Raw genomic sequence first — 25785 nt, 5'->3', positions numbered from 1 at the left:
AATGGCCGACCCGGTCGACCGCCTCGCCACCGAGGCGCTCAGCGCGAACGAGATCGCCGACGCGGTCTGGCTCGCCGCCCGCATCGCGGCGAGCGAACCGCCGCGCGCGGAAACGGAACCACGGCCGCGTCCCGAACGCCCGCCACCAGCCCCACCCGAGCCGGAACCGGAACCCGAGCCGCCACCGGAGTTCCGCGCCGAGCACCCGCCGCCGGTCCGCCCGGACCCGGCGCGGCCGCCGGAGCACCCGGAACCGCCCCCGCTCCCCCTCGAACCGGTCCCGGTCCGGCCGCGCGCGCGGCCGAAACCCTTGGCGACCCCGCCGACCCGGGTGGTTCCGCCGAGCCTGCCCCAGGGACTGGCGAAGGCGCTGCGGCCGCTGAACCGCGTCGTCCGCCTGAAGCACCGAACCGAACTGGACGAGGAAGAGACCGCGATCGCCGCGGCGGAAACCAAGGTCTGGCTACCGGTGCACCGGCCCTCTCGCGGTCACCCGTTCGAGGTCGTGCTGGTCGTCGACCGCGGTTCTTCCATGGTGCTCTGGGAACGCACTTCCCGCGCCTTTCGCGCCCTGCTGGAAAGGCAGGGCGCGTTTTCCGACGTCAAGACGGTTTCGGTGGACACCGACGATTCCGTCGTGCGGTCCGTGGAAACCGCACCGGGCACCGGCTGCGAGCCGGCGCAATTGGCCGACCCCACCGGGCGGCGCGTCATCGTGGTGCTCAGCGACGGCGTCGGCCCCGCGTGGCGCAGCGGGTCGATGTTCGAGGTCCTGTCGCTGTGGGCCAAAACCTGCCCGGTGACGCTCTTCCACCTCCTGCCTGCCGAACGCTGGAGCTGGACAGGCGTGAGCGTGGTGTCACAGACCTTGCGCGGTGTCCGCCCCGGCACCGCGAACCCGATCCCGGTGCTGGAACTGGAACCCCGGCACGTGCGCCGCTGGGCCGAACTGGTCTCCGGTACTCCCGGCGTGCGGCTCCCCGTACTGGTCCCCCCTATGAACGAAGACATCGCGGATGACGCGGAGCATACTGAGGAACCACCTTCACCCACCGAAAGGCTGGAAAAGTTCCTCGCCACGGGCACTTCGCCCGCGATCCGATTGGCCGGGTTGCTGGCCGCGGCACCGCTCACCCTGCGTGTGATGCAGGCGGTGCACGGAACCCTGATGCACCAGGCGCGGCCCGCTCACCTGGCGGAAATCCTGCTGAGCCGGTTGCTGCACCGGGTCCCCCCGGACCCGGACGGCGGAAGCCCGGTGGAGTACGACTTCGCGCCGGGACTGCGGCGGCGGTTGCTGGCTCTGGTGTCGCGCGCGGACACCGCCCGGGTCCAACGGGTGGTCCAGGACGTCCTGGGCCCGCGAGAACCGGTGGTGGCGAATCTGCGCGATGTGCTGAGCAGGCCCGATGAAGTAAACCTACCGGCGGTTACGTCGCACACTGAACCCTTGTTGACTGTTCAGCGTGACACTTTGAGAGCCCTCTCAGGACCGTACACCCGGAGGGCGAACCGATTGGGTGAAGCCTTGGACCGGTTCCGAAACACCCGTAACGACCTCGCGCCGCGCGCGATTGACGGTGATGTAAGGTCCGCCGCATCCGATTCGCAAGCTGAACCGATCAAGCCTCGAGGGATTTCAGTGACCACCACGAGTTCGGAGGCGGGCACTGAGGTCCGCCACTCCGGCCAGCAGCCCGCCGTCTGGGGCGGCGTTCCGCTGCGCAACGTCAACTTCATCGGGCGCGGAGACATCCTGCGCGCGTTGCACGGTGAACTCTCCAAATCGACCCGTACGGCCGTACTGCCCGGTGCGCTGCACGGGATGGGCGGCATCGGCAAATCCCAGATCGCGGTCGAATACGTCTACCGGCACGCCGAAGAATACGACCTGATCTGGTGGATTCCCTCGGAGAACCCTTCGGAAATCCAGGCGTCGCTGGTAAAACTGGCGAAGCGGCTCGATCTTCCGGTGGAGCAGTCGGTGGACACCGCGGTGCCCGCCGTGCTGGAGGCACTGGGCGGCGGCGAACCCTATCGCCGCTGGCTGCTGGTGTTCGACAACGCCGACCGGCCCGAGGACGTCCGCCGGTTCTGGCCGCGGCGCGGTGAGGGCCACATCCTCGTCACGTCCCGGAACCCGCAGTGGTCCGAAGTTTCGCAGGCGGTCGAGGTGGACGTCTTCCGGCGCTCGGAAAGCCGGGAACTGCTCCAGCGGCGCAACCGCGACCTCGCCGACGAGGACGCCGACCGGCTGGCCACCGTGCTGGGCGACCTGCCGCTGGCCGTCGAACAGGCCGCGGCCTGGCGCGCCGAAACCGGCATGGCGACCGACGAGTACCTGGAACTGTTCGAGAACAAGCGCACCGAACTCCTCCAGTCCCGGCCGCCGGCGGACTACGACGTCGCGGTCGAAGCCGCGTGGAACGTTTCGCTGGACAGGCTGCGCGACGAGAACCCCGGCGCGCTGGAACTGCTCGAAGTGTGTGCCTTCTTCTCGCCGGAGCCCATTCCGCGCGCGATGTTCAGCGGGGTCCGCAACGTCCCGACTTCCGAGGCGCTCGAGCAGACCCTGGGCGACCCCATCCAGCTGGGCCGCGCGATCCGCGAGATCAACCGCTACAGCCTCGCCAAGATCGACCACCGCAGCGACACGTTGCAGCTGCACCGCCTCGTCCAGCTGGTGCTGCGCAACAAACTCGGGCCGGACGACCAGGAGCGGGTGCGCCACACCGCCCACCTGCTGCTCGCCAACCGCGACCCCAAGCAGCCCGACTCGGTGGACTACTGGTCGCGCTACGCCGAACTGCTCCCGCACATCCGGGCCGTCGACGCCCGCAACTGCACCGACCGCTGGGTGCGCCGGATGGCGATCAACGCGGTCAACTACCTCTTCGCGTTCGGCGACCCCGCGGGTGCCCTCGAAATGGCCCAGGACTACGCGCAGTTCTGGAACGAGAAGCTCGGCGAAAAACACCCCGACACGCTCGTCGTCTCGCGGTGGTGGGGACGCATGCTGCGCGCGCTCGGCCGGTTCGAAGAGGGCCGCACCGTCGCGGAGCGGACCTTGGCGCTGATGCAGGAAACCCTGGGCGAAACGCACGAGGAAACGCTGCTCACCATGCACGGCGTCGCCTCGGATCTGCGCGCCAAAGGTGACTTCGAGCGGGCGCGCCAGATGAACGAGTTCGCCTACCTGAGTGCTTTGGACCGCTTCGGTGACGAAGACCCGGACACGCTCGCCGCGGCCAACAACTACGCGCTCAGCCTGCGGCTGGTCGGCGACTTCGCCGCCGCCCGCGACCTCGACGAGCGGACGGCGCAGCGCAAGCAGACCGTCCTGGGCGCGGACCACCGGCACACGTTGCTGACCCTGGACAACTGGTCGGTCGACCTGCGCGAGACGGGCGACTACCTGCGGGCGCGCACCGAGCAGGAGGACACCGTCCGCCGGATGCGCTCGCAGCTGGGCGGCCGGCACCCGATGACCCTCGCGGCCATCAAGAACCTCGCGATCGCCTACCGCAAAGCGGGTCTGCACCGCGACAAGAAGGCGCTCACCCTGGCCATGGAGGCCACCGACGGGCTGGTCACCAAGTACGGGGAATCCCACCCCGACGCGATGTCGGCGACGATGGACCTGTCGATCGAGCACCGCCAGGACGGCAACCTCGCCGAGGCGCGGCGGCTCGGCGACCACGTCAAGGGCCTCTACGAAGCGAGCTGGGGCGAAAAGCACCCGTTCAGCGTGGCCGCCGCGACCAACCTCGCGGTCACGCTGCGCCTGCTCGGTTCCGTCGAGCAGGCACGCGAACTGGGCGAACGAGCACTGGCCGACATGACCGAAGCGCTCGGTGCGGACCACCCGTTCACGTTGGTCTGCGCGACGAACCACGCGAGCGACCTCGCCGAATCGGGTGACTACGAAGGCGCTTACGCACTCGATCAGGCGACGCTCGAACGTTCCGAGCGGGTGCTCGGCGCGGACCACCCGTCGACGTTGGCGCTGCTGGTCAACCAGGCACTCGACCTGCGGGGGCTCGGCCGCGGCGAAGAAGCGGACGGTCTCCAGCTGAACGCGGTCCAGCGGCTGCGCCAGGTCCTCGGCTCGGAGCACCCGGCGACCGCGGACGCGCAGTTCAACCACCGCGCCAACTGCGACATCGACCCGATGCAGATCTAGCACCGGGCCACCGGACACACGGGCCTCCGGTCGAGGGAATCCATTCCCTCGACCGGGGGCTTTTTCCGTCGCGGGTCAGCCGAGCCAGCGGGCGAGCCGGTCGGGGTCCGGCGCGACCCCGCGCTGCCGCAGGACTTCCCGGTGCACCGCCCGCACGAGTTCCGGACGGCTCAGCAGCACCGGGTGCCGGGTCGCCAAGGCGAACCCGGCCCACGTGGCCGTCGAGCCGGGAGTGGTCGTGAGCCGCCGCCGGTAGCGGTCGGCCGCGGTCACGGTGTCGCCGTCGACGAGGGCCAGGTCCGCGGCGGACATCCCGCTGATCTCGGCCATCGCCAGCTCCGGTTCGGCGCGGTAGACGTCGTACAGGTCCGGGTCGGTCAGCCAGGTCCTGGTGAGCGTGAGCCGGGCGTGCCCGGCGGAACCCGGTGCGGGCACCAAAGCCGGCGGCACCGCCGGGACGGGCGGGCACGGCCGGTTCCGCAGCCAGGCCTCGGCCAGCTCCGCCACGACCCGGTCCGCGACCCGCAGGTGCCGCAGCCGCCAGGTCAGGCGGTGATCGAGCGTGGCCCGCCCGGCCGCGTGCCCGATGTCGTCCGGCAGCGGCTCGGTGCCCCACTCGCGCAGCCGCTCCCCCGCGATCGTCAGGAACCGGCGCCCCAGTGCCGACGGGACCGATTCCGCGAGCAAGGTGCGCACGGCGTGGGCCGTCTGCTCGCGCCGGTAGGCGAACTCGAACTGCGCGGCCCTCGCCGCCAATCCTTTTTCGACGGGGTAGTGCCCGCGGTAGAACGCGGTCACGCCCAGGAAGGAATACGCGCCGTGGAGCAGACCGACGGCCGGCCGCGGATCATCGCGCCACGGTGCGTAGAGGCGCGGGGAGTCGTTGTCCCCGGCGGGATCGAGCAGATCGACGAGGACCAGCAGGACGCCGAGCTTGTTGTGCTGGAACTCGTGCACCAGGGTGGCCGCGAACGTCGTCGCGTCCGGTGGGCGCGACAGCACCACTGAACCGAAGACGTCGTTGTGGGACGCGCTGTAGGGGGTGAACCGGTCGATCGCCGCTCTCGGCACGAGGGTGGTGAGCCCCGCGGTCAGCTCGGCCGCGATCGCGGGGTGGTGCTCGGTCAGCAGCTGCCAGGTGTCGCCCAGGATTTCCGCCCATCGCGTCACTTCGCCGGCGTCGAGGCGCTGCGGCGGGACGGGCCCGTCGAACTCGCGGTACGGGTCGAGGTCGTCGAGGACGAACTCGCCGTCACCGGCGCGGACGGTGCGCAGGGCGGACCAGCCCGGGCCGTCGGCGGAACTGTCGTCGGGCAGCTGCACGCTGCCGGCCGGGCCCCGCACGAGGACGTGGCCGCGTTCGGCGTGCACCTGCGCGAAATCCCATTCCCGGCGGCTGCGGACGTCGGCGAGCCCGAGGGTGGGCAGCATGAGCCGGCCGCGCCACACCGGAACCCGGGAGCGGAAGTCGTGCCCGGCGCGGATCGCCGCGGCGGTGGCGAGCCGGTGCAGGCCCCCGAGATCGGCCCACAGCGGCGGGTCGCCGAGCCCGCCACCGGCCAGCCGCTGCAGGACGTTCGCCGCCCACAGGCCGGTGTGGGGGTGCGCGAGGACGCGGTCGGTCGCGGCGGGATCACAGTGCTGCGCCTCGATCAGCAACGCCCACGCCTCGTCGAGCGGCGGCAGCGGGGACATCGCGGGCTTCAGCTCGGCCGCACTGTCGAGGACCGCGCGCAGCAACGTCAGCCGCCGGCTGCGGTCGGCTTGCCCGAGCTGCGCGACGACGGCAGCGTCACTCCGCCCCGCGGCCATCGCGTCGAGGTTCGTCAGTGACACCCGGTGGGTGTCCAGCATCGGGTCGCAGGTTCCCTAAACCCTGCTCAGCGTGCGTCCGGTGCCTGGTTCTGGAGCACCCCGGTCCGGCTGCACTCGGCGCGGCCGGCGAGCTGCCGCAGTGATCGGAGGAGCGCCGGGTCGTCACTCCCGCGCAGTTCGGCCAAGGGGAACGTGCTCAGATCGACCATCCTCGTGGTGACTTCGCCCCGAGCCTGTCCCATGTCAGGTCCTCCCTCACGACACGCCCCCACGATCGGGGGAGTAATCATCATGCAACACGAAACGGGATTTGTGAGGGTCCGCATGGCGGATCAATCCCGCCGGTCCGGATACTGTGCGTTTCCGCAACCCCGTTCGGGCGACTGATCGCCCGCCGATTTCCGCGGAACGTGCTACCGAGGGGCTTCCCCGCGGAAGGGCGGCGGGCTCGGGATGGCCCGCCGTCCGTCAGCTTCACCGTGAATGCCGTCTTCGGCGCGTTTCCGGAAAGGCGGAGAAAGCCGGGTGCGCGGCTGTGCCGGGTCAAGGCGTGCCGGGCACCGGGCGCACGGCGTCGAGGATCAGGTCGAGCATCCGGCCGACCCGCTCCGCGTCCTGGACGGCCGAAGTGGACAGGAACACGCCGAGCAGCATCAGGGTCACGTCTTCCGGGTCGACGCCCGCGCGCAGCGTGCCCGCGCGGGCTCCCGCGTCGAGGATCGCGCCGATCGCCGCGGTGATGCGGCGGCGCGTTGCCGGGGTTGCGATGCGGCCGGACGCCATGCTCGCGCGCAGGACGTCGGCCATTCCGCGCTTCGTCTCCACGAAAGCCGCGTAGCGGTCCATCCACGCGCGGAGCGCGGCCTCCGGCGGGAGCTGTTCGAGCAGCGCCGGGGCACTCGCGGTGACGTCGTCCAGCTCGGCCGCGTAGACGGCCTCGACGAGCGCCTCGCGGGTCGGGAAGTGGCGGTAGAGCGTGCCGATCCCGACGCCGGCCTCGCGGGCGATCGCCTCCAGCGCGACGGTGCCGTCGGCGGTCGCGAAGGCCGCCCGCGCGACCGCGACGAGCTTTTCCCGGTTGCGGCGCGCGTCGGAGCGGACCGGGCGGTCAGGTTCGGGCGGAGTCAAAGCGGAGGTACCTCCGGTTGTGCTACGGTCGGCTTAGCGGAGGTTCCTCCGCTTCACCATCATCGCACGAGGACGGGACTACCCATGCCTTCCACCGAAAGTGCCCCGCGACCGGGTGGCGCCGGCGCGCTCGCCGGCCGGACCGTCTCCCGCGTCGGGTACGGGGCGATGCAGCTCGAACGCCTCCACGGCGACCGCGCCGCGGCCGTCGCGCTGCTGCGCCGGGCCTTCGACCTCGGCGTCGACCACGTCGACACCGCGCAGTTCTACGGCAACGGCTTCGTCAACGACGTCGTCCGCGAGGCCGTCCGGCCCGAGGACGACGTCCTGATCGCCAGCAAGGTCGGGGCCGACCCCGACCCCGGCGGCCCGATCCCGCTGCGCCTGGCGCAAAAGCCCGAGGAGCTGCGGGCCAGCGTCGAGGACAACCTGCGGGCCCTCGGCCTCGACCGCATCCCGCTGGTGAACCTGCGCCGCGCGGACCGCCGGCCCGGCGTGGTGGCCGAGGGCGACCAGCTCGTCGGCCTCGACGACCAGCTCGCGGTGATGACCGCCCTGCGCGACGAGGGCAAGATCGGCGCGATCGGCCTCAGCAGCGTCACCCTCGACATCCTGCGCCGGGCGCTCCCGGCCGGCATCGCGTGCGTGCAGAACGCCTACAGCCTCGTCGGCCGCGAAGACGAGGACATGCTCGCGCTCTGCCTCGAGCACGACATCGCCTGGGTCCCGTTCTTCCCGCTCGGCGGCGCCTTCCCGAGCCTGCCGAAGGTGACCGACGAGCCCGCGGTGCAGGCGGCCGCCCGCGAACTCGGCCACACGCCGGCGCAGATCGGCCTGGCGTGGCTGCTGCACCACGCCCCGAACGTCCACCTCATCCCCGGCACCGCGAGTGCGGACCACCTGGAGGCCAACATCGCCGCCGGCCACCTCGTGCTCGACGGCGGGACGCTGGCCGCCCTGGACGCGGTCCTGTCGCGCTCGCTGGACGCCACGCTCGGCTAGCGCCAGGGCAGGACGGCGCCGTGGCGGACCAGCTCGCCGTACTGAGCGGGATCGACGGGCCGGAACACGAGGTCCAGCAAGGGATCCGCCGCTTGCGCCGGGCTCGGCGCGGCACTGACGTCCCACCACAGGGCGGACGTCGGCGTGTTCATCATCCCGGGGCAGACGGCGGCGAGCAGGATGCCGCGCGCCAGGTCGCCCTCACGGCGTCGGGCGGCGAGGGTGCGCACCGCCGCGACCTGGCCGATCTTGGACGGGATGTTGACGAAGCCCGGCCAGTCGCCGGCGCGGGCGCTGCCGTCCTCGACCGCGTCGCGCCAGGCGGCGACCTGCTGGTCCACTTCGTCCAATGAGGACAGTCCGTCGAACCGGTCGTGCAGCGCGGGCGCCAGGTGGTTCAGCGTCCCGAACGAGCTGGCCACGACGAGGAACCGGCCACCGTCGCGCAGCATCGGCGCGAAAGCGCGCAGCAGCCGGGTGGTGCCGAAGTTGTTGACCTCGGCGTAGTCGCGTGCGATCGCGCGCGGGTCGTCGTCGGGCCCGACGCGCATGACGGCGTTGCCGAGCACGATGTCGACGCCGCCGTGCCGATCGGCCAGCTTCGCGGCGAGGCGGCCGGGCGCATCGGGCTCGGCGACGTCGAGGACCTCACCGCGGACCTCGGCGCCGCCGGCCGGCACGGCTTCGACGGCCTGGGTGACGCGCCCGGCGTCGCGGCCGGTCAGGTAGACGGTGTCCGCTGTGGACAGCCGGGCCGCGAGACCTTCGACCAGGGCGAGGCCGAGGCCCTGGGTGGCACCGGTGACGAGAGCGACTTTCGGGGTCGTGTTCACGACTCCAAGCTAGATCCGGCTCGGCCATGCGAAAAGCGAAAGATCCGCAGACCTGGTATGCGTGTACGTCATGACCATCGCCGACGCTTCCCTGACCGCGCTGCGGGTGTTCCGCGAGGTGGCCGAGCGCGGCACGCTCACCGCCGCGGCCACCGCGCTCGGCTACACGCAGTCCGCGGTCTCCCGGCAGATCGCGTCGCTGGAGCGCGCGGCGGGAACGCCGTTGCTCGAACGGCGCCACGACGGCGTGCGGCTCACCTCGGCCGGGCAGATCGTGGTGCGCCGCGCCGCCGGTGTCCTCGACCAGCTCGACGCCACCGCGCGCGAGCTGGCCGGGCTGCCCGGCGAGCAGGGCACGGTCCGGCTGGGCTGGTTCCCCACCGCCGGGGCCGACCTGCTGCCCCGGGCGCTGACCGCCCTGCGGCGCACGCACCCGGCGATCACCGTGCTCAGCCGGGAAGGCGGCACGCCCGCGCTGGTCCGCGCGCTGCGCGCCGGCACCCTCGATCTCGCGCTGGTGGCCTCGGCGCCGCCGTTCCGCCCACCGGACACCGAAACCCCGGCGTTGGTCCTGCACACCCTGGCCGAGCGCAGCCTGCGGGTGGCCGTCCCGGCGAGCCATTCGCTCGCCCGCCGGGAGTACGTCGACGTGGCCGACCTGCGCGGGCAACGCTGGATCGCGGGTTCGGGCGACGACCGTGTGCTGGGGGTGTGGCCCGGCCTGGACGAACGGCCCGAGATCGCCCACACCGCCCGCGACTGGCTCGCGAAACTGCACCTCGTCGCCGCCGGCTGCGGCATCACGACGGTGCCCGGGTCACTCGGCGCCGTCGTGCCGGCCGGGGTGCGCGTGCTGGCCGTCCGCGGTGGTCCCGGTGAGCAACGCCGGGTCCTGCTCGCCCACCTCCCGCGCCCCCTGTCCGACGCGGCGGCCCGGGTCGCCGCGGCCCTGCGCGAAGCCGCCCTCGAGACCGACTCCCCGCCGCGGCCGTCGTGAGCGGGAACAGTGTTCCAACCCTGTTTCCCCCTCACGACCGGCTACGGGAGGCCGACCACGGTCCGCGGCGTCAGCCGGCCCTTCTCCGGATCCCGCGTGACCTCCCCCGCCGTCACTGCCGACGTCAGTGCCCCGATCGCGTCCTCCGGGCGGTAGATCGTCTCCAGCAGCGTGAACCGCTGCAGCTCCGCGACCGTCCGGCTCCCCCGCCGCGTCAGTTCCGCCAGCAGGGCCCGCCGCAACGGCAGCAGCTGCGGCGTAAGCGAGATGTCGACCAGGATCCCCTCGGCGTCACGCGGGTCGCGGTAGCGGATGCCCGCGAACTCGTCCACCGCCCACAGCTCGCTTTTGAACGTCGCGAGGTGCTTCTCGTCCGCCGTGACGAACACGAGCACGCGCGCTTCGCCGTCTTCGGCGACCAGTTCGATCGCGCAGCCGTGGTCGCCGTGATCCCCCGCCGGCGCGGTGACCACGACCTCGTGCCCCTTGCCGCGGGCCATCGGCGCGACCAGCGGCCACGCCCCGGGACCGTCCAAATGGGTCAGCACCGGCCCGGTGACCCCGAGGTCACGGGGATCGTCGGCGACCCGCACGGTGAGGCCCGCCAGCACTCCTTCCGGCACGGCCGAACCGACGACCACCAGCTCCAGGTGGTGCCCGTCGAGCCGGTCGGAGAACTCGCCGAAGACCCGGAGCGCGTCGGCCGCGAACCCGCCGCACTCGACGTACGTGCCGCCGCGCTGGGAGCGCAGCGCCTTCGCCGTCCACGCGTCGAGGTACCGCACCAGCACATCCCGTTCCACCGCGGCATGCTGGTCGGGGCGCCGTACGCGCTCGGCCACGCCTCCGGTTGTACCGCAGTGGATCGCTCCGCACCAGAGCCGCCAGGCCGAAGGACCGGCGCCGGGGCGTTCAGCCCTCCGGGTAGAAGAGGAACAGGGTGCATCCGGTGGCGCTCGCGGGCACGTGCCACGTCCCGGCCGGCGCGTGCAGGAACGTGCCCGCCGGGTGGTCGCGCGCGCCGTCGTTGAACGTGCCCGCGACGACGTAGACCTCCTCCGGGCCGGGTTCGTGGACGTCCTTGCGCGGCCACGACGTGCCGGCGTCCATCTCCAGGACGTTCGCGTGCGCGCCGGTGGGTCCGGTCCACAGTGGACGCAGGCGGATGCCGGGGAAGAGTTCGCGGACGGGTGCTTCCTTGACGGTGGACCAGGTGTAGCCGTCCTGGTCGAGGATCTCGGGGTGCATGACCGCCACGGTGCCCGCTCGGGCCGAGGCCGGACCAGTGTCCGGGAAGACACCTTGGGGTACTTTCTTGCCATGCATCGCGTGGTGGCCCTGGTGCGGCCGGTGCAGTCGACGTTCGAGCTCGGCTGCGCCGCCGAGGTCTTCGGCACGCCGCGGGCCGGGGTGCCGCGGCACTACGAGTTCGAGGTCTGCGCGGAGACGCCAGGCCCGGTGCCGACGACGGCCGGGTACGCGATGTCCGTCTCGCGCGGGCTGGCGGCGCTGGACTCCGCCGACACCGTGATCATCCCCGGCTGGGCACCGGTGGAGGCGCCGCTGCCCGCGCGCGTCCGCCGCGCGCTGCTGCGGGCCCACGCGCGGGGCGCCCGGCTCGTCACCATCTGCTCCGGGGTGTTCGCGCTCGCCCGCACGGGCCTGCTGGACGGCCGGTCCGCGACGACCCACTGGGGCCGCGCCGAGCAGCTGCGGCGCGAGTTCCCGCGGGTGCGCGTGGAGCCGGACGTGCTGTACGTCGACCACGGCGACGTCGCCACGAGCGCCGGGGCCGGCGCGGGGATCGACCTGTGCCTGCACCTCGTCCGGAAGGACCACGGCGCCGCGCACGCCGCGCTGGTCGCGCGGCACATGGTGATGCCGCCCCACCGCGAAGGCGGCCAGGTGCAGTTCGCCCCGCCGCCCCCGCCGCCGGACGCCCTGGACGGGCTCCTCGCCTGGGCGGGCGACCGGCTCGGGACGCCGTTGTCGGTGGCGGACCTGGCGGCGCACGCCGGTGTTTCGCCCCGCACGCTGGCCCGGCGCTTCGCCGGCCAGCTCGGCACGAGCCCCGGCGCGTGGCTGCTGGCGCGCCGGGTGACAGAGGCCCGCACGCTGCTGGAGGAGACGGACCTGCCGGTGGAGGCCATCGCCGCCCGCGTCGGCCTGACGTCGGCGGTCAACCTGCGGCGCCGGTTCCGCGCGCAGGTGGGAACGACTCCGGGCGCCTACCGCCGGGCGTTCCGTACCCCCTGACCCAGGCGCCCGTTCACTTGCGCGGCAGCCCCCGCGGGTTGACCTCCGACGCCGGCAACGCCTCCGACGTCAGGTTCCAGCGCTTGAGCACCTCGGCGTACCGGCCGTTCTTGATCACGGTGTCCAGTGCCTGCTGCAGCGCCTTCACCAGGCCGTCGTCCTTCTTGGTCATCGCCGCGATGTCGGCCGGGATCGTGCCGCCGCCGGAGACCGTGCCCACGATCTTCGTCTTGCCCTCCACCGCCACGTGGTAGGCCGACGTCGGGTTCGGGCCGACGTAGGCGTCGATGCGGCCGGACTGCAGCGCGAGGTAGTAGTCGGAGGTCGCCTGGTAGTACTGGAACTTCACCGGGGCCAGGCCGGCTGTCTTGTTCTGCTGGTCCCAGCGCAGCAGGATCTGCTCCTGGTTGGTCCCCGCGCCGACGCCCACGGTGAGCCCGGCGATGTCCTTCGCCTCCCGCACGGCGAGGTTCTTCTCGGCGCGGACCTCGAACGCGATCGTGTCCTTGCGGTAGGTCGCGAAGTCGTACTTGTCCTTGCGTTCCTCGGTCACCGTGATGTTCGAGAACCCGGCGTCGAACTGCCGGTTCTCCACCGACAGGAACAGGTTCTCCCACGACGACGCCCGCAGGTCGAGCTTCAGCCCGAGCACGTCGGCGACCAGCTGCGCCAGGTCGGGCTCGACGCCGATGACCGTCTTGTCGTCGTCCGCGCGGAACGACAGCGGCGGGGTGCCGTTGCCGGTGGTCCCGACGACCAGCGAGCCGCGCGTCCGGATCCCGGCCGGGACGAGCGCGGCGATCGCGTCGACCTTCTGCGCCCGGACGCGGTTCTGGTTCGCGGTGATGTTGACGCCGCCGGGCTGGGCCGCGGTTCCGGTGGCCGCTTCGGGGCTGCCGCACGCGGTCAGCGCGAAGACCGAAGCGAGCAGGAAGACACGTACTTTCAGTGGTTTCATCAAAGGACTTTCTCCACGAAGGCCCGCGTGCGGGCGTGCTGGGGGTGGTCGAGGACGGCTTCGGGCGAGCCCTGTTCGACGACGCGGCCGGCGTCGAGGAAGACGACGGTGTCGGCGACTTCCCGGGCGAAGCCCAGTTCGTGGGTGACGACGACCATCGTCGTCCCCGACTTCGCGAGGTCCCGGAGGACGGCGAGGACCTCGCCGACGAGCTCGGGGTCGAGGGCCGACGTGGGCTCGTCGAAGAGCAGGACGTCCGGTTCGAGGGCCAGCGCCCGCGCGATCGCGACGCGCTGCTGCTGGCCGCCGGAAAGGCGGCGCGGGTACTCGGACGCCTTGTCTTCCAGCCCGACCCGGGTCAGGAGCTCCCGGGCGCGGACCTCGGCTTCGGCGCGCGGACGGCGTTGCGCGGAGATCGGCGCCTCGACGACGTTCTCCAGGACCGTCAGGTGCCCGAACAGGTTGAAGCTCTGGAAGACGAACCCGATCCTGGTGCGCTGCTCGAGGATCTCCCGTTCCTTGAGCTCGTGCAGGCGGTCCCCGGCCCGGCGGTAACCCATGAGCTCGCCGCCGACGCTGATGAAACCGCGGTCGGCGCGCTCGAGGTGGTTGATCAGGCGCAGCAATGTCGACTTCCCGGAGCCGGACGGTCCCAGCAGGACGGTCACTTCTCCGTGGCGCACCTGGAGATCGACGCCGTCGAGAACGGTCAACGCGCCGAAACTCTTGTGCACGCCCCGGACGTCCACCATGAAGTCCGCGCTCATGCTCTCCTCCAGACCGAACGCAGGCGCTGCAACGGGGTGGGCGGCAGCGTGCGGAGCGCGCCGCGGGCGTAGTACCGCTCGACGTAGAACTGCCCCACCGACAGCACGGTCGTCAGCGCGAGATACCAGAACGTGGCCACCAGCAGCAGCGGGATCACCCGGCCGCTGCGCGTGTAGATCACCTGGACCTGGTAGAAGAGCTCCGGCAGCGCCATCACGTACACCTGGGACGTCGCCTTCAGCAGGCCGATGATCTCGTTGGCCGCGGTCGGCACGATGGTGCGCATCGCCTGCGGCAGCACGATCCGGCGGAACTGCCGGCCGGCCGGGATGCCCAGCGCCGCGGCGGCTTCGCGCTGCCCGGCGTCCACCGAAAGGAACCCGGCTCGGACGATCTCCGCGGCGTAGGCGCCCTGGTGCAGGGCGAGCCCGAGGCCGGCGGCGAGGAACGGCGGGATCAGGCTCATCGTCCCGACCGAGACGAATGACGGCCCGAACGGGACGCCGAAGGAAATCTCGTTGTACAGGATCGCGAGGTTATACCAGAAGAGCAGCTGGAGAATGAGCGGGACCGACCGGAAAATCCACGTGTACGTCCAGCTCACCGCACGCAGGAGCGGATTCCGGGAAATGCGCATCAACGCGAGGATCGTACCCAGCAGGAATCCGGCGACGACGCCGAACAACGTCAGTTCCAGCGTCAGCGCGACGGCTTCCAAGATCGATTTCTGGAAGACGAACCGGCTGAACGTCGGCCAGTCGAACGCCTTGTTGGTGACCAGCGCGTGGCCCGCCATCGCGACCAGTACCGCCACGACGGCGGCGGCCACCCAGGTCGCGGGGTGCCTCGCGGGCACGATCCGGAGCGACTCCTCCGGGGTCGCGGCGGGGGCGGGCCGTGTCCCGAGGTCGCTGGTCATCTCGCACCGACCGGAGCGGGAAGCGCTTTCGAGAACGACAGCCGAGTCGTCTGTACGGCGTCGACGTCGAAGTGCGGCGTGTAGCCGGTCGCCAGGTAGAGACCGCGGGCTTCGGGCTGGTTCGGGCCGGTGGTGAGGAAGATCCGGCGGTACCCGCGGCGCACGGCTTCGGCCTCCAGTTCGGCGACGACCCGGCGGGCGAGCCCCCGGCCGCGGTGCGCGCGGTGGGTCCAGATCCGCTTGAGCTCGGCGGTCTCCTCGTCGTAGCGCTGGAAAGCCCCGCCCGCGACGGCGTGGCCGTCCCGCACGAGCAGCAGCAATCCGCCTTCCGGGGCCACGAACCGCTCGGCGGGGTATTCGCGGAGTTCGAAGTGGACGTCGTTGAGGACGCGGTGGTAACGCGTCGAATATTCGCGGGCCAGGTCGGCGAGCAATGGCCGGACCCGCGGATCAGACTGGGCGACCCAGACGGATTCGGGCATGGGAGTACCTGCTCCGGAAAAGAAAGGGAGAAAAGCGCGTGCGCCTTCCGCTGACGTCGTCGACTCTAGGAAGCCGGGCCGAGCGCGGTCAACGCGCCGGGGCCGGATCCCGGATCCTGGACCGCACCCGCGTCCCAGTTCCTGGGCACGATTGCTTTCGGGTGCGGGGAGCGGTCCACTCGGCGCACCCGCTTCTCCGCCGGAAGGATCACCATGTCGGTCACCGACGAGCTCCTGGCCAACAACGCCGGCTACGCCGCGCGGTTCACCGGGCCGCTCCCGCTGCCGCCCGCCAAGCACGTCGCCGTGCTCGCCTGCATGGACGCGCGCATCAACGTCTACGGCGTCCTCGGCCTGAACGAAGGCGAAGCCCACGTGATCCGCAACGCCGGCGGCGTGGTCACCGAAGACGAGATCCGCTCGCTGGCCATCAGCCAGCGGCTGCTGGGCACCGAGGAGATCATCCTCATCCACCACACCGACTGCGGCATGCTCACCTTCACCGACGACGGCTTCAAGAAGTCGATCCAGGAAGACGTCGGCGTCAAGCCCGCGTGGGCCGCCGAAGCGTTCAGCGACCTCGACGAGGACGTTCGCCAGTCGATCGCGCGGATCAAGAACAGCCCGTTCGTGCCGAAGAAGGACTCCATTCGTGGCTTCGTCTTCGACGTCGCGACCGGCAAGCTGAACGAGGTGCTCTGAACATGGGTGCCGAGCCGGAACCGAAGCCGGCGCCGCGGATCAGCGCGGACTGGGCCGCGGTCGCGGTGGCCGCCGTGCTGGTGCTGCTGGCCGCGTTCGGCCTGCTGCCGACGATCACCTTCCTCGTCAAATGAGCACCGGCACGACCACCCGGAGCGGTGGACCGACGACGCTCCCGGTCCTGCGCTACGTGCCCGGACTGCTGCTGCTCGCCGTCGTCGGGATCGTGGGCACGCTGGCGCAGAACGAGGTGCGCGCCCTCGGCAAGGCGACCGGCACCGCGCTGCCCGACCTCGAATACGTGCTGTGGGCGATCATCCTCGGGCTGGTCATCCGGAACACGATCGGCGTCCCGGCGCTGTTCCGGCCGGGCGTGGCGACCTACGAGTTCTGGCTGAAGATCGGCATCGTGCTGCTCGGCGCCCGGTTCGTACTGGGCGACCTGCTCAAGCTCGGCGGCCTGAGCCTCGGCCTGATCCTGATCGACATGGCCGTGGCCACGACGGTGATCCTCCTGGTGGGCAAGCTCTTCGGGCTCGGCGGGAAGCTGTCGTCCCTGCTGGCGATCGGCACGTCGATCTGCGGCGTCTCGGCGATCATCGCGGGCCGCGGGTCCATCGACGCCGACGACGAGGACTCCGGGTACGCCATCGCCGCGATCCTCGCGCTCGGCGCGGTCGCGCTCTTCACCTTCCCGCTGATCGGGCACGCCCTGAACCTGTCCGACACGCAGTTCGGGCTGTGGGCGGGCCTGGCGGTGGACAACACCGCGGAGACGACGGCGACCGGCGCGGCCTACTCCCCGCACGCCCAGGACGTCGCCGTCGCGGTGAAGAGCACCCGCAACGCGTTGATCGGGCTGGTCGTGCTCGGGTACGCGGCCTACTGGTCCACCCGGGGCGGCAAAGCGGTCGCGAGCGGACCGAAGGAGCGCGCCGCCTTCGTGTGGCGCACGTTCCCCAAGTTCGTGCTCGGCTTCCTCGCCGTGTCCGCGCTGGCCACCGCGCACGTGTTCACCAAGGCCGAGGTGACGAGCCTGGGCAACCTGTCGAAATGGGCGTTCCTGCTGTGCTTCGCCGGGGTCGGCCTCAACTTCGACCTGCGGCAGATGGCCCGCAGCGGGTTCCGGCCCCTGGTGGTCGCGGCGCTGGGGCTGGTCGTGGTGGCGACGTGCTCACTTGGGCTCGTGCTGCTGACGTCCCAGTGGGTCACCTTCGGCTGACCGCGGCGGCCGCGGCCAGGGCGATCGCGAACACCGCGTAGGAGGCGGACAATGCGCCGGCCGAGCTCAAGGTGCCGCCGATCGCGCGGCCCAGCAGCTGCCCGACGCACTCGGCCGTGATCACCGCCGTGGCCAGTTCCGTCGCGGTCAGCCCGGTCGGGCCGACGGTGCTCGCCCGGACGTACAGGCCGGGATAGGCGAGCCCGACGCCGATCCCGGCCACCGTCCAGGCGGCGAGGACCACGGGAAACGGGCCGCCGACGGCCAGGACGGCCGTGCCGAGAGCCGTCATGGCCAAGCCGGTCGCGGGCAGGCGGCGCGCGAACAGGCTCGTCACCGCCCAGGCCAGCGGGGCCGCGCTCAAGACGATCGCGGCCTGGCCGAGGCTCATCCCGAACCCCGTCGTCAGCAGGACGGTGATCAGGCTGTCCGCACCGAAGTAGCCGACCGCGAACAGGACCATCGCGGCGAGCGCGGCCGGTGTCCCGCGGCGGAGGCGGGCGGTGCCCGCCGGCAGGATCGCGACCATCCCGGCCGCGGCGACCACGGCGCCGGCGACCGCGAGCGGCCACCACCCCTCGCTCAGCACGACTCCCGCCGCACCCAGAGGCACCAGCAACGTCCGGCCGAGCGGCCGCGGCGCGGCGTCGGCGGGCGGGTCGTCGCGGACGGCGCGCACGACGAGCAACCGTCCGAAGAGGACGAAGGGCACCGGCACCAGCAGGGTCCAGCGCCACCCGACGAGGTGTTCGAGGCCCAGCGTCGCGGCCGGGCCGACCAGGGCGGGCAGGATCCACATCGCCGACGACGCCGCGACCACGCGCAGGCGCAGCCGTTCGTCGAGGTGCCGGATCGCGGAACTGACCCCGAAGACCGCGAGCAGGCCACTGGCGAGCCCGGTGCCGAGCTGGCCGAGGGCGAACACCTCCGCGTTCCGGGCGGTGGCCGCGAGAACGAGCCCGCCGACGTAGGCGAGCATCCCGGCGGCGAGCGTGCCCCGCGTGCCCAGCCGGCCGAGGACCCGGCTCGCCAGTGGCAGCGCGACGAACAACCCGAGGGTCGAGCCGGCGATCAGGAGCCCGAGCCGGTCCCCCGCGTCGAGGTCACGGGCGACGACCGGCAGCAGCGTGGAAGCGACGAAACTGGTGACGGCGGCCGAGAATTCGAGCGCGACGACGCCTCCGGCGAGGAGCCGCGACTCCCGCACCGGCAAGCTCACGTGTACAGGTCGCGGTCGTAGGCGTTGATCTGCACCCAGACGCCGTCGGGGTCCGGGACGCGCAGCGAGCGCCCGAAGCCTTCGTCGATGACGGGCCCGGGCTCGTACCCGGCCTCGCGCAGCCGCTCGGCGACGTCTTCCAGGAGTTCGTCGGTCTCGAAGGCCAGCTCGCACCGGCCGACGTCGTTTCCCCGGTGGACGGCCAGCGTGCCACCGCCGGCGGGCAGCTCGACCCACCCGCCGGGCCGCGACACCGGCCCGACGCTCAGGCCGAGGACCGCGTAGAACCGGGTCATGGCTTCGACGTCCGCGCTGTAGCGGATCGGCAGCACTCGCATCACGGGCGTTCCTCGCTTCGTCGCAGGTGGTCCTCGAGCACGCGCTCGACGTAGGCCGAAAGGGACTCGTCGGCGTCGACGGAGGCATGCTTCACCCGCCGGATGAGCTCGGCCGGCAGGTAGACGCTGAACTGCCGCTTGGTGACGGAGGGCATGCCCACATGCTAGCAAATGAGCTTGCCCGCATCCCTTACCTCGTTCGAGGGCCGGTCAGCCGCTGGTGCGCGCCGTGGCGCCGGCGATCATCAGCGCCAAGCCGTGCTGCAGCGCGGGAGCCAGGTCCAGGTGCAGCGCCGCCAGGGCCGGGTCGACCTCGTACGCGGCCAGCGCGCTCGGCGACGGCCGGCAGTGCGTCCACAGCCCGCCGGTCAGGATCATCGCGAACAGGCACACCGACGCGGCCTCGTCGCCGACCTCCGGCACGTAACGGCGGACCAGCTCGGCCATCGAGTCCAGCCCGGCGAGGGCGGACCGCTTGAACCGCACGACGACGTCCACCGACACGTTGTGTTCCAGGACACCCGCCTGCGCGCCGATGAGGTCGCACAACACGGTGCGTCGCGCCAGCGAGTGGGCCACGACGGCCGCGAACCGCTCGCCCCGCTCCCCCGCCGACCCGGCCGGGTCGACGCCCGCGGCCAGTTCGTCCGCCACGTCGCCCAGCCAGTCCCGCAGTGCCCGGTCGAGCAGTTCGAGCAGGACCGCCTCCCGGGATTCGAAGTAGCGCAACACATTCGACTTCGCGAGGCCGACCCGCCTGCTGAGCTCGTTGAGGGTCACGTCGGCCACCGGCATCTCGTCGAGCATCGCCAGCGCCGTGTCGAGGATCGTGCGGCGCCGCTCCTCCCGCTGCTCCGCGCTGCGGGCCCGCTGGAACGTCATGGCACCCAGCGTAACGCCCGGCACGTGAAATTGAAGACCGGCAGTCTCTTGACAACAGACCGTCGGTTCCTTAGCGTCGGCCATAACAGACCGTCGGTCCGAAAGGGCCGCCACCGGAAGGAACCGCCATGGGCGAGAACTGGACCGAACGCGACGTCCCCAGCCAGAAGGGGCGCGTCGCCGTCATCACCGGGGCCAACACGGGCCTCGGGTTCGACACCGCGAAGGTGCTCGCCGAACGCGGCGCGACGGTGGTGCTGGCCGTCCGCGACGTCGAAAAGGGCAAGCGGGCCGCCGCCCGGCTCGGCGCGAACGCCGACGTCGCCGTGCAGGAACTGGACCTGGGCTCGCTGGACTCCGTCCGGGCCGCCGCGGCCGACCTGCACGGGACGCTGCCGAAGATCGACCTGCTGATCAACAACGCGGGCGTCATGTACCCGCCGAAGCAGACCACGCGGGAGGGGTTCGAGCTGCAGTTCGGCACGAACCACCTCGGCCACTTCGCGTTCACCGGCCTGCTGCTGGACCTGCTGCTGCCGGTCGAGGGCTCCCGGGTGGTGACGGTCGCGAGCATCGCCCACCGCATCCGCGCCGCGATCCACTTCGACGACCTGCAGTGGGAGAAGTCCTACGACCGCGTGGCGGCCTACGGGCAGGCCAAGCTCGCGAACCTGATGTTCGCCTACGAACTGCAGCGCCGCCTCGCCCCGCACGGCACGACGACGTCGATCGCCGCCCACCCCGGCGTGGCCCGCACGGAGCTGATGCGCAACTCCCCGGCGATCGCCCGCGCGCTCTTCCCGCTGGTGGCCCCGCTGTTCACCCAGAGCTCGGAGCGCGGCGCGCTCCCGACCCTGCGGGCGGCGACGGACCCCGCGGCCCTCGGCGGCCAGTACTACGGTCCCGCCGGCCCGGGCGGCTACCGCGGCCGCCCGCAGGTGGTGACGTCCACCCCGCAGTCCTACGACGCGGCGATCCAGCAGCGCCTGTGGGCGGTTTCGGAGGAGCTCACGGCGGTCAAGTTCCCGGTCGGCTGACCCGCGGTCAGAGCCAGTCGTGCTCCCGGGCGTAGCGGGCCGCTTCGTGGCGGGTGCGGGTCTGGGTCTTCTGCATCGCGTTGGACAGGTAGTTCCGCACCGTGCCCTCCGCCAGGTGCAGCTGCCCCGCGATGTCGGCCACCGAGAAGCCTTCCCGCGTCGCGCGCAGGACGTCGAGCTCGCGGTCGGTCAGCGGGCAGTCGTCGACGACCGCGAGCGCCGAGACGTCCGGGTCGATCCAGCGCTTGCCCGCGTGCAGCGTCCGGATCACCGACGTGATGTGCGCCGGCTCCGCCGACTTGCTGACGAACCCCTGCACGCCCAGCTTCAGCGCCTTCCGGAGCACGCCGGGGCGGGCGTGCCGGGTCAGCATCAGGATCACCTGCTCCGGCCGGGCACGGCGGATCTGCGCGACCGCGCCGAGGCCGTCCACCCCGGGCATCTCGAGGTCGATGACGAGCACGTCCGGGCGGTGCCGCAGCGTGGCGGCCACCGCCGCTTCGCCGTCTTCGGCCTCGGCGAGCACGGTGATCTCGCCCTCGAGCGGCAGCAGGGCGGCCAGCGCCTTGCGGAGCAGGGCTTCGTCGTCGGCGAGCACCACGCTGGTCATCGACCGTCCTTTCGGATCTTCGAGGGCGGCGACGTCGAACGAAACGCCGCCGCCGTCAGGAACCGGCCGTCCGTCCGCGACACCACCAGCTCACCGCCGTTCTCCACCAGGCGGTGCCGCAACGCCGCGAGCCCGCTGAGCTCGGGCGGGCCCTCCTCGGCCGCGCCGTCGTTGAGGATGGTGATCCCGGAGCTCGAAAGGGTGATGCGCACCTGCCGCGCCTGGGCGTGGCGCAGGATGTTGGTCGTCGTCTCGCGCAGGACCTGGCCGAGCAGCTCCCCCGCGCGGGCGTCCACTTCGGACTCCCGCTCGACGCGCACGTGGATTCCGGCCGCCTCGAACAGGTTCTTCGCGTTCTCCAGTTCGGCGGAGAGGTTGAGCCGCCGCTGGGCGTAGGCGAGCTCCTTGGTCTGCACGATGGTGTCGCCGACCAGGCTGCGCACCTCCCCCAGCTCCTCGCGCGCCCGGTCCGGGTCGGTGTCCAGCAGCTTCTCGGCGAGCGCGACCTTCAGCTTCACCACGTGCAGCGTGTGGCCCTGGATGTCGTGCAGGTCGCCGGCGAAGCGCACGCGCTCCCGGGTCACGGCCAGCTCCGCCTCCCGTTCGCGCGACTGCTCGAGCTCCGCGACCAGGTCGTACAACCGCTGGCTGCCGAACATGAACGCGGTCGACAAGAAGACCGAGGCCGCGGGGACGGCGGCGAACTGGATCAGCCGCGCACCGATCCGATCGTCGGACACGAGCACGTTCGTCGCGCCCAGGACGGCGACCAGCACGGTCAGCCCGGCCATCGCCGCGATCCGGTGGCGCGGCAGCGGCGGGATGAGGAACGACCCCACGAGCGACAGGCCGTAGAACGCGGAGGAGTTGCCGGTCAGCGCCCCGGCCAGCCAGACCACCGCGGTGACGACCAGGCTGGGCCGCGCGACGCGGAGGAAGTCGCCCGCGGTCCAGCGTTCGGCCGTGGCCAGGGCCGCGATCAGCCCCACGACCTGGATGACGACGTGCCACCAGGTCCGGGCGGTGAGCACCAGCAGCAGCACGCCGACCAGGGCGAGCGGCGGCACCGTGGTGATCAGGTTGAGCCGGCGCAGCCGTTCCTGGACCGCCCCGCCGGTCCAGGACGTCCTGCGCGCGATCGACGGTGCCTCCATGAACCGAGCGTATCCGGCTTCGCGGGCACCACCAGTGACACTGCGTCATACGCCGGGGTGACGTCAGCACACTGCCGCGCGGGCTCCGATCCCGCTGGAATCGGAGCATGTCCACGACACCCGTCATCGACGTCGACCGCCTGAACCTCACCTACGACGGCTTCGCCGCCGTGAAGGACCTGTCGTTCCGAGTGGACCGCGGGGAGCTCTACGCACTGCTCGGCACGAACGGCGCCGGGAAGACCTCGACCCTGGAAACGATCGAAGGCCACCGCGCGCCCGGCTCGGGAGCGGTCCGGGTGTTCGGGAAGGACCCCCGCGACCGCGCCGCGGTCCGGCCGCGGATGGGGATCATGCTGCAGGAAAGCGGATTCGCCCCGGACCTGACCGTGCGGGAGACCGTGCGGCTGGTCGGGCGGCTCACCGAACGCACCGACGACGTCGGGCGGGTGCTCGGCGTCGTCGGCCTCACCCGCAAGGCCGCGACGAAGGTCGGCCGGCTTTCGGGCGGCGAGAAGCGGCGGCTCGACTTCGCCACCGCCGTCTACGGCTCACCCGAACTGGTCGTCCTCGACGAGCCCACCACCGGCCTGGACATCCAGTCCCGCGACGCGCTCTGGGACGCGGTCGACCGGCTGCGCGAGGGCGGCGCCACCATCGTGCTCACCACGCACTACCTCGAAGAGGCCCAGCAGCGCGCCGACCGCATCGGGTTGATGCACCAGGGCGCGTTCCACCGGGAAGGGACCGTCGCCGAGCTGACGCGGACCCTGCCGGCCACCATCCGCTTCGGCCTGCCCCCGCGCGCGCCCGCCCCGCCGCTGCACGCCGCGCGCCAGGCCGACGGCCAGTTCCTCGTCGAGACCTTCGGCCTGCAGAAGGACCTCCACACGCTGCTCGGGTGGGCGCAGGACCACGCCGTGGACCTGCAGGACCTGCGTGCCGGGCCGACGCGGCTCGACGACGTCTTCCGCGCCATCGACAACTCCTGAAGGAGGACCCTCCCATGTGGACGATCGCTCGCGGCGAGCTGATCCAGATCTTCCGGAACCGCCTCGTCCTGGTCACCGCCCTGGTGCTGCCGGCCGCGCTCAGCGCGTTCTTCGTCTTCCGGCACGACCTGTTCACCGCGGTGGGCAGCCTCGGCTACATCGCTTCGCTGGCCCTGTTCTTCGTGGCGGGCATCGGGCTCTACACGACGTCGGTGACCACGCTGGCCTCCCGCCGCCAGAACCTGTTCCTCAAGCGCCTGCGCTCGACCGCGGCGGGCGACGCCGGCATCCTCGGCGGGCTCCTGGTGCCCATCACCGTGCTGTCGGTGGCCCAGATCGGCGTCATCCTCGGCGTGCTCGCCGCGGTCGCGGGACCGCCCGCGAACCCGCTGCTGCTGGTGGCGGCCGTCGTCGCGACCGTGGCCATGATGCTCGCGCTGGGGCTGGCGACGGCCGGGCTGACGAACTCGCCCGAGCACGCGCAGGTGACGACCCTGCCGGTGAGCCTCGGCGTCATCGCCGTGGGCGGCTGGGTCGGTATCACCGGCACCGGGGACCTGACGCTGCTCAAGCGCCTGCTCCCGGGCGGCTCGGCAACCGAGCTGGTGCTCGACGCCTGGAACGGCGGCCGGCCGGCCGCCGACTCACTGGTCCTCTTCGGACCGACCCTGGCCTGGGTCGTCGTCGCGGTCGCCCTGGCCGCGCGGCTCTTCCGCTGGGAACCGCGCCGCTGATCGCGGCGCGAACGAGAGAGGGGAATTTCGATGCGCACCACCTTGCTGGCCGCGGCTGTCGCCGTGCTCGGCGCGACCGTCGTGGCGCCACCGGCGTCCGCGAGCGAACCGACGTGGGGCCCGTGCCCGGCCGGGGCCTTCCCGACGCCGGACCTCGAATGCACGACGCTGAAGGTTCCGCTGGACTACCGGAACCCGGACGGCCGCGAGATCGACGTCGCGGTTTCGCGGCTCCCGAGCAAGAACCCGGAGAAGCGGCGCGGTGTGCTGCTGACGAACCCGGGTGGCCCCGGCGGCGCGGGTTTGGACTATCCGCAGATCCTCAAGCTGGTGAAGCTGCCGCAGAGCGTGCTCGACGAGTACGACCTGATCGGCTTCGACCCGCGCGGTGTCGGGCACAGCACCCCGGTGACGTGCGACCTGACCCCGGCGCAGATGGCGATCGGCAACCTGCCGTACGCGAACGGCCCGGCCGACGTCGTGAAGCAGGCGGAGCACGCGAAGACGGAAGCCCGGCAGTGCGCCGAGGCGGCGACCGGGCCGATGCTGCCGTACGTCACGACGGCGAACACCGCGCGGGACATGGACCGCATCCGCCAGGCGCTCGGCGAGCCCACCGTGTCCTATCTGGGCGCGTCGTACGGCACGTACCTGGGTGCGGTGTACACGACGATGTTCCCCGAGCGCAGCGACCGGTTCGTGCTCGACAGCAACCTCGGGCCGGGCGGCTACGACATCGACGCGATGCGCGGCTTCGGCCGCGGGATGGAGGACCGCTTCCCGGACTTCGCGAAGTTCGCCGCGGCCCACCCGGAGTACGGGCTCGGCCGCACGCCGGCGCAGGTGACCGCCAAGTTCCACGAGCTGGCCGCGCGGCTGGACCGGGCCCCGGTCGGGGGAATCACCGGGTCGCTCTTCCGCGGTTTCACGTTCGAGGGGCTGTACGCCACCGACCTGACGCCGCTGGCCGAGAACTGGCAGGCCCTGGACCAGGGCCGGGCACCGAAGCCGGCCGCCGCGCTCGCGGCACCGGCGGAGAACCTCTTCGCGGCCCGGTTCGCCGTGCTCTGCGGCGACACGGCCTGGCCGCGGTCGGTGCTGGGCTACCAGGTGGACGTCGCCGTCGACCGGATCCGGTACCCGCTGCTCGGCGCGGCCTCGGCGAACATCGCGGCGTGCGCGTTCTGGCCGTCGGCACCGGTCGAGCCGAAGGTGCGGATCACCGGCCGGGGCCCGGCGAACGTGCTGATGGTGCAGAACGAGCGTGACCCGGGCACCCCGCTGGCGAACGCCCGCAAGCTGCGCGCGGCGTTCGGCGACCGCGCCCGGATGGTGACCGTCGACCAGGGCGGGCACGGCGCCTACCTGTTCGGGCCGAACCAGTGCGGGAACAGCGCGGTGACGGAGTTCCTGGCGACGGGTACCCGCCCGGCGCACGACCTGTCCTGCGCCGCCGAGAGCCACTGACGGCGGCCGCGCCGCCCTCGAAGAAGAGCGGCGTCCACAGCAGGTTGGCCAGCAGCCCGATGCCGTACGCGGCGAACCCGAGGGTTT

Annotated in this window: 28 protein-coding genes; 11 read left to right on the top strand and 17 right to left on the bottom strand. The window is 71.9% G+C overall.

Annotated features, from left to right (window positions below; all coding sequences use genetic code 11):
• Position 1 precedes the first annotated feature (1 nt).
• Positions 2–4183 carry an FxSxx-COOH system tetratricopeptide repeat protein gene (gene fxsT / locus AB0M83_RS30240; protein ID WP_364521895.1) on the top strand — a complete coding sequence of 1394 codons (4182 nt, stop codon included), beginning with the start codon at positions 2–4 and terminating at the stop codon, positions 4181–4183.
• A 75-nt stretch (positions 4184–4258) separates the two neighbouring features.
• Here fxsT and AB0M83_RS30235 read toward each other — a convergent pair whose 3' ends face one another.
• The 3 genes from AB0M83_RS30235 to AB0M83_RS30225 form a co-directional block, all read right to left on the bottom strand.
• On the bottom strand, positions 4259–6037 hold the full coding sequence (locus AB0M83_RS30235) for an HEXXH motif domain-containing protein (protein WP_364521893.1): 1779 nt from the start codon (positions 6035–6037) through the stop codon (positions 4259–4261).
• 26 nt (positions 6038–6063) lie between these two features.
• Positions 6064–6240 (bottom strand): hypothetical protein, encoded by a 177-nt coding sequence (locus AB0M83_RS30230; RefSeq protein WP_364521891.1) that lies wholly within the window; start codon positions 6238–6240, stop codon positions 6064–6066.
• A gap of 301 nt (positions 6241–6541) precedes the next feature.
• A complete protein-coding gene (locus AB0M83_RS30225; protein WP_364521889.1) occupies positions 6542–7126 on the bottom strand; it encodes a TetR family transcriptional regulator in 585 nt (194 codons plus the stop codon).
• An 84-nt stretch (positions 7127–7210) separates the two neighbouring features.
• Between AB0M83_RS30225 and AB0M83_RS30220 the strand changes: the two genes are divergently transcribed.
• Positions 7211–8128 (top strand): aldo/keto reductase, encoded by a 918-nt coding sequence (locus AB0M83_RS30220; protein ID WP_364521887.1) that lies wholly within the window; start codon positions 7211–7213, stop codon positions 8126–8128.
• Here AB0M83_RS30220 and AB0M83_RS30215 read toward each other — a convergent pair.
• Positions 8125–8961, bottom strand: a complete 837-nt coding sequence (locus tag AB0M83_RS30215) for an SDR family NAD(P)-dependent oxidoreductase (protein WP_364521885.1) — start codon at positions 8959–8961, stop codon at positions 8125–8127. The two genes, AB0M83_RS30220 and AB0M83_RS30215, sit on opposite strands and share 4 nt — an antisense overlap.
• 70 nt (positions 8962–9031) lie before the next feature.
• Between AB0M83_RS30215 and AB0M83_RS30210 the strand changes: the two genes are divergently transcribed.
• Complete coding sequence (locus AB0M83_RS30210) at positions 9032–9958, top strand: LysR family transcriptional regulator (RefSeq protein ID WP_364521883.1); 927 nt, start codon at positions 9032–9034, stop codon at positions 9956–9958.
• Positions 9959–9999: 41 nt separating this feature from the next.
• On the opposite strand, the gene AB0M83_RS30205 is transcribed toward AB0M83_RS30210, so the two are convergent.
• Together AB0M83_RS30205 and AB0M83_RS30200 are read right to left on the bottom strand one after the other, a co-directional pair.
• On the bottom strand, positions 10000–10761 hold the full coding sequence (locus tag AB0M83_RS30205; protein ID WP_364521881.1) for a hypothetical protein: 762 nt from the start codon (positions 10759–10761) through the stop codon (positions 10000–10002).
• A 109-nt stretch (positions 10762–10870) separates the two neighbouring features.
• A complete protein-coding gene (locus tag AB0M83_RS30200; protein WP_364521879.1) occupies positions 10871–11206 on the bottom strand; it encodes a cupin domain-containing protein in 336 nt (111 codons plus the stop codon).
• A 72-nt stretch (positions 11207–11278) separates the two neighbouring features.
• Between AB0M83_RS30200 and AB0M83_RS30195 the strand changes: the two genes are divergently transcribed.
• Positions 11279–12214: a helix-turn-helix domain-containing protein gene (locus AB0M83_RS30195; RefSeq protein WP_364521877.1), complete on the top strand. Its 936-nt coding sequence runs from the start codon at positions 11279–11281 to the stop codon at positions 12212–12214.
• Positions 12215–12227: 13 nt separating this feature from the next.
• Here the strand turns inward: AB0M83_RS30195 and AB0M83_RS30190 are convergent, their stop codons facing one another.
• The 5 genes from AB0M83_RS30190 to AB0M83_RS30170 all read right to left on the bottom strand — a co-directional run bounded on the left by AB0M83_RS30190 (position 12228) and on the right by AB0M83_RS30170 (position 15565).
• Positions 12228–13172, bottom strand: a complete 945-nt coding sequence (locus tag AB0M83_RS30190; protein WP_364521875.1) for an ABC transporter substrate-binding protein — start codon at positions 13170–13172, stop codon at positions 12228–12230.
• On the bottom strand, positions 13172–13939 hold the full coding sequence (locus AB0M83_RS30185) for an amino acid ABC transporter ATP-binding protein (RefSeq protein WP_364521874.1): 768 nt from the start codon (positions 13937–13939) through the stop codon (positions 13172–13174). The genes AB0M83_RS30190 and AB0M83_RS30185 overlap by 1 nt, the downstream gene beginning before the upstream one ends.
• Positions 13936–14859, bottom strand: coding sequence for an amino acid ABC transporter permease (locus AB0M83_RS30180; RefSeq protein WP_364521872.1), 924 nt, complete (start codon positions 14857–14859; stop codon positions 13936–13938). The genes AB0M83_RS30185 and AB0M83_RS30180 overlap by 4 nt, the downstream gene beginning before the upstream one ends.
• Positions 14856–15341: a GNAT family N-acetyltransferase gene (locus AB0M83_RS30175; RefSeq protein WP_364521870.1), complete on the bottom strand. Its 486-nt coding sequence runs from the start codon at positions 15339–15341 to the stop codon at positions 14856–14858. Before AB0M83_RS30175 ends, AB0M83_RS30180 begins: the two co-directional genes overlap by 4 nt.
• Before the next feature lie 65 nt (positions 15342–15406).
• Entirely contained in the window at positions 15407–15565 is a 159-nt protein-coding gene (locus AB0M83_RS30170; RefSeq protein ID WP_364521868.1) for a hypothetical protein, read from the bottom strand.
• Here AB0M83_RS30170 and AB0M83_RS30165 point away from each other — a divergent pair.
• The 3 genes from AB0M83_RS30165 to AB0M83_RS30155 are packed head-to-tail and all read left to right on the top strand — an operon-like array spanning position 15555 to position 17265.
• Positions 15555–16043, top strand: a complete 489-nt coding sequence (locus tag AB0M83_RS30165) for a carbonic anhydrase (protein WP_364521866.1) — start codon at positions 15555–15557, stop codon at positions 16041–16043. The genes AB0M83_RS30170 and AB0M83_RS30165 overlap by 11 nt on opposite strands.
• A gap of 2 nt (positions 16044–16045) precedes the next feature.
• Positions 16046–16177, top strand: a complete 132-nt coding sequence (locus AB0M83_RS30160) for a hypothetical protein (RefSeq protein WP_364521864.1) — start codon at positions 16046–16048, stop codon at positions 16175–16177.
• On the top strand, positions 16174–17265 hold the full coding sequence (locus AB0M83_RS30155; RefSeq protein ID WP_364521862.1) for a putative sulfate exporter family transporter: 1092 nt from the start codon (positions 16174–16176) through the stop codon (positions 17263–17265). The genes AB0M83_RS30160 and AB0M83_RS30155 overlap by 4 nt, the downstream gene beginning before the upstream one ends.
• Here AB0M83_RS30155 and AB0M83_RS30150 read toward each other — a convergent pair.
• Genes AB0M83_RS30150 through AB0M83_RS30135 form a run of 4 tightly spaced genes read right to left on the bottom strand, consistent with a single transcriptional unit; the run spans position 17252 to position 19704 of the window.
• The gene (locus AB0M83_RS30150; protein ID WP_364521860.1) at positions 17252–18484 is read right to left on the bottom strand and encodes an MFS transporter; all 1233 of its coding nucleotides are present in this window, start codon (positions 18482–18484) and stop codon (positions 17252–17254) included. The two genes, AB0M83_RS30155 and AB0M83_RS30150, sit on opposite strands and share 14 nt — an antisense overlap.
• Positions 18481–18822: a VOC family protein gene (locus tag AB0M83_RS30145; RefSeq protein WP_364521858.1), complete on the bottom strand. Its 342-nt coding sequence runs from the start codon at positions 18820–18822 to the stop codon at positions 18481–18483. The genes AB0M83_RS30150 and AB0M83_RS30145 overlap by 4 nt, the downstream gene beginning before the upstream one ends.
• The gene (locus AB0M83_RS30140; RefSeq protein WP_364521856.1) at positions 18822–18977 is read right to left on the bottom strand and encodes a CopG family transcriptional regulator; all 156 of its coding nucleotides are present in this window, start codon (positions 18975–18977) and stop codon (positions 18822–18824) included. The genes AB0M83_RS30145 and AB0M83_RS30140 overlap by 1 nt, the downstream gene beginning before the upstream one ends.
• A gap of 55 nt (positions 18978–19032) precedes the next feature.
• Positions 19033–19704 (bottom strand): TetR family transcriptional regulator, encoded by a 672-nt coding sequence (locus AB0M83_RS30135; RefSeq protein ID WP_364521854.1) that lies wholly within the window; start codon positions 19702–19704, stop codon positions 19033–19035.
• A 128-nt stretch (positions 19705–19832) separates the two neighbouring features.
• On the opposite strand from AB0M83_RS30135, the gene AB0M83_RS30130 reads away from it, so the two are divergent.
• On the top strand, positions 19833–20741 hold the full coding sequence (locus AB0M83_RS30130) for an SDR family NAD(P)-dependent oxidoreductase (RefSeq protein WP_364521852.1): 909 nt from the start codon (positions 19833–19835) through the stop codon (positions 20739–20741).
• A 7-nt stretch (positions 20742–20748) separates the two neighbouring features.
• Here the strand turns inward: AB0M83_RS30130 and AB0M83_RS30125 are convergent, their stop codons facing one another.
• Complete coding sequence (locus AB0M83_RS30125) at positions 20749–21351, bottom strand: response regulator transcription factor (RefSeq protein WP_364521851.1); 603 nt, start codon at positions 21349–21351, stop codon at positions 20749–20751.
• Complete coding sequence (locus AB0M83_RS30120; protein WP_364521849.1) at positions 21348–22505, bottom strand: histidine kinase; 1158 nt, start codon at positions 22503–22505, stop codon at positions 21348–21350. The genes AB0M83_RS30125 and AB0M83_RS30120 overlap by 4 nt, the downstream gene beginning before the upstream one ends.
• A 107-nt stretch (positions 22506–22612) precedes the next feature.
• Between AB0M83_RS30120 and AB0M83_RS30115 the strand changes: the two genes are divergently transcribed.
• From AB0M83_RS30115 to AB0M83_RS30105, 3 genes are read left to right on the top strand one after another with little or no spacing between them, the layout of a single operon-like run.
• On the top strand, positions 22613–23497 hold the full coding sequence (locus AB0M83_RS30115; protein WP_364521847.1) for an ABC transporter ATP-binding protein: 885 nt from the start codon (positions 22613–22615) through the stop codon (positions 23495–23497).
• A gap of 14 nt (positions 23498–23511) precedes the next feature.
• On the top strand, positions 23512–24231 hold the full coding sequence (locus AB0M83_RS30110; protein WP_364521845.1) for an ABC transporter permease: 720 nt from the start codon (positions 23512–23514) through the stop codon (positions 24229–24231).
• A gap of 30 nt (positions 24232–24261) precedes the next feature.
• The gene (locus AB0M83_RS30105; RefSeq protein ID WP_364521843.1) at positions 24262–25698 is read left to right on the top strand and encodes an alpha/beta hydrolase; all 1437 of its coding nucleotides are present in this window, start codon (positions 24262–24264) and stop codon (positions 25696–25698) included.
• Positions 25699–25785 lie beyond the last annotated feature (87 nt).

Origin of the sequence: Amycolatopsis sp. NPDC051106, assembly GCF_040682775.1 — a bacterium.
Lineage (GTDB): Bacteria > Actinomycetota > Actinomycetes > Mycobacteriales > Pseudonocardiaceae > Amycolatopsis.
Note: the sequence above shows the minus strand (reverse complement) of the source record. Positions and strands in the feature narration are given on the sequence as shown.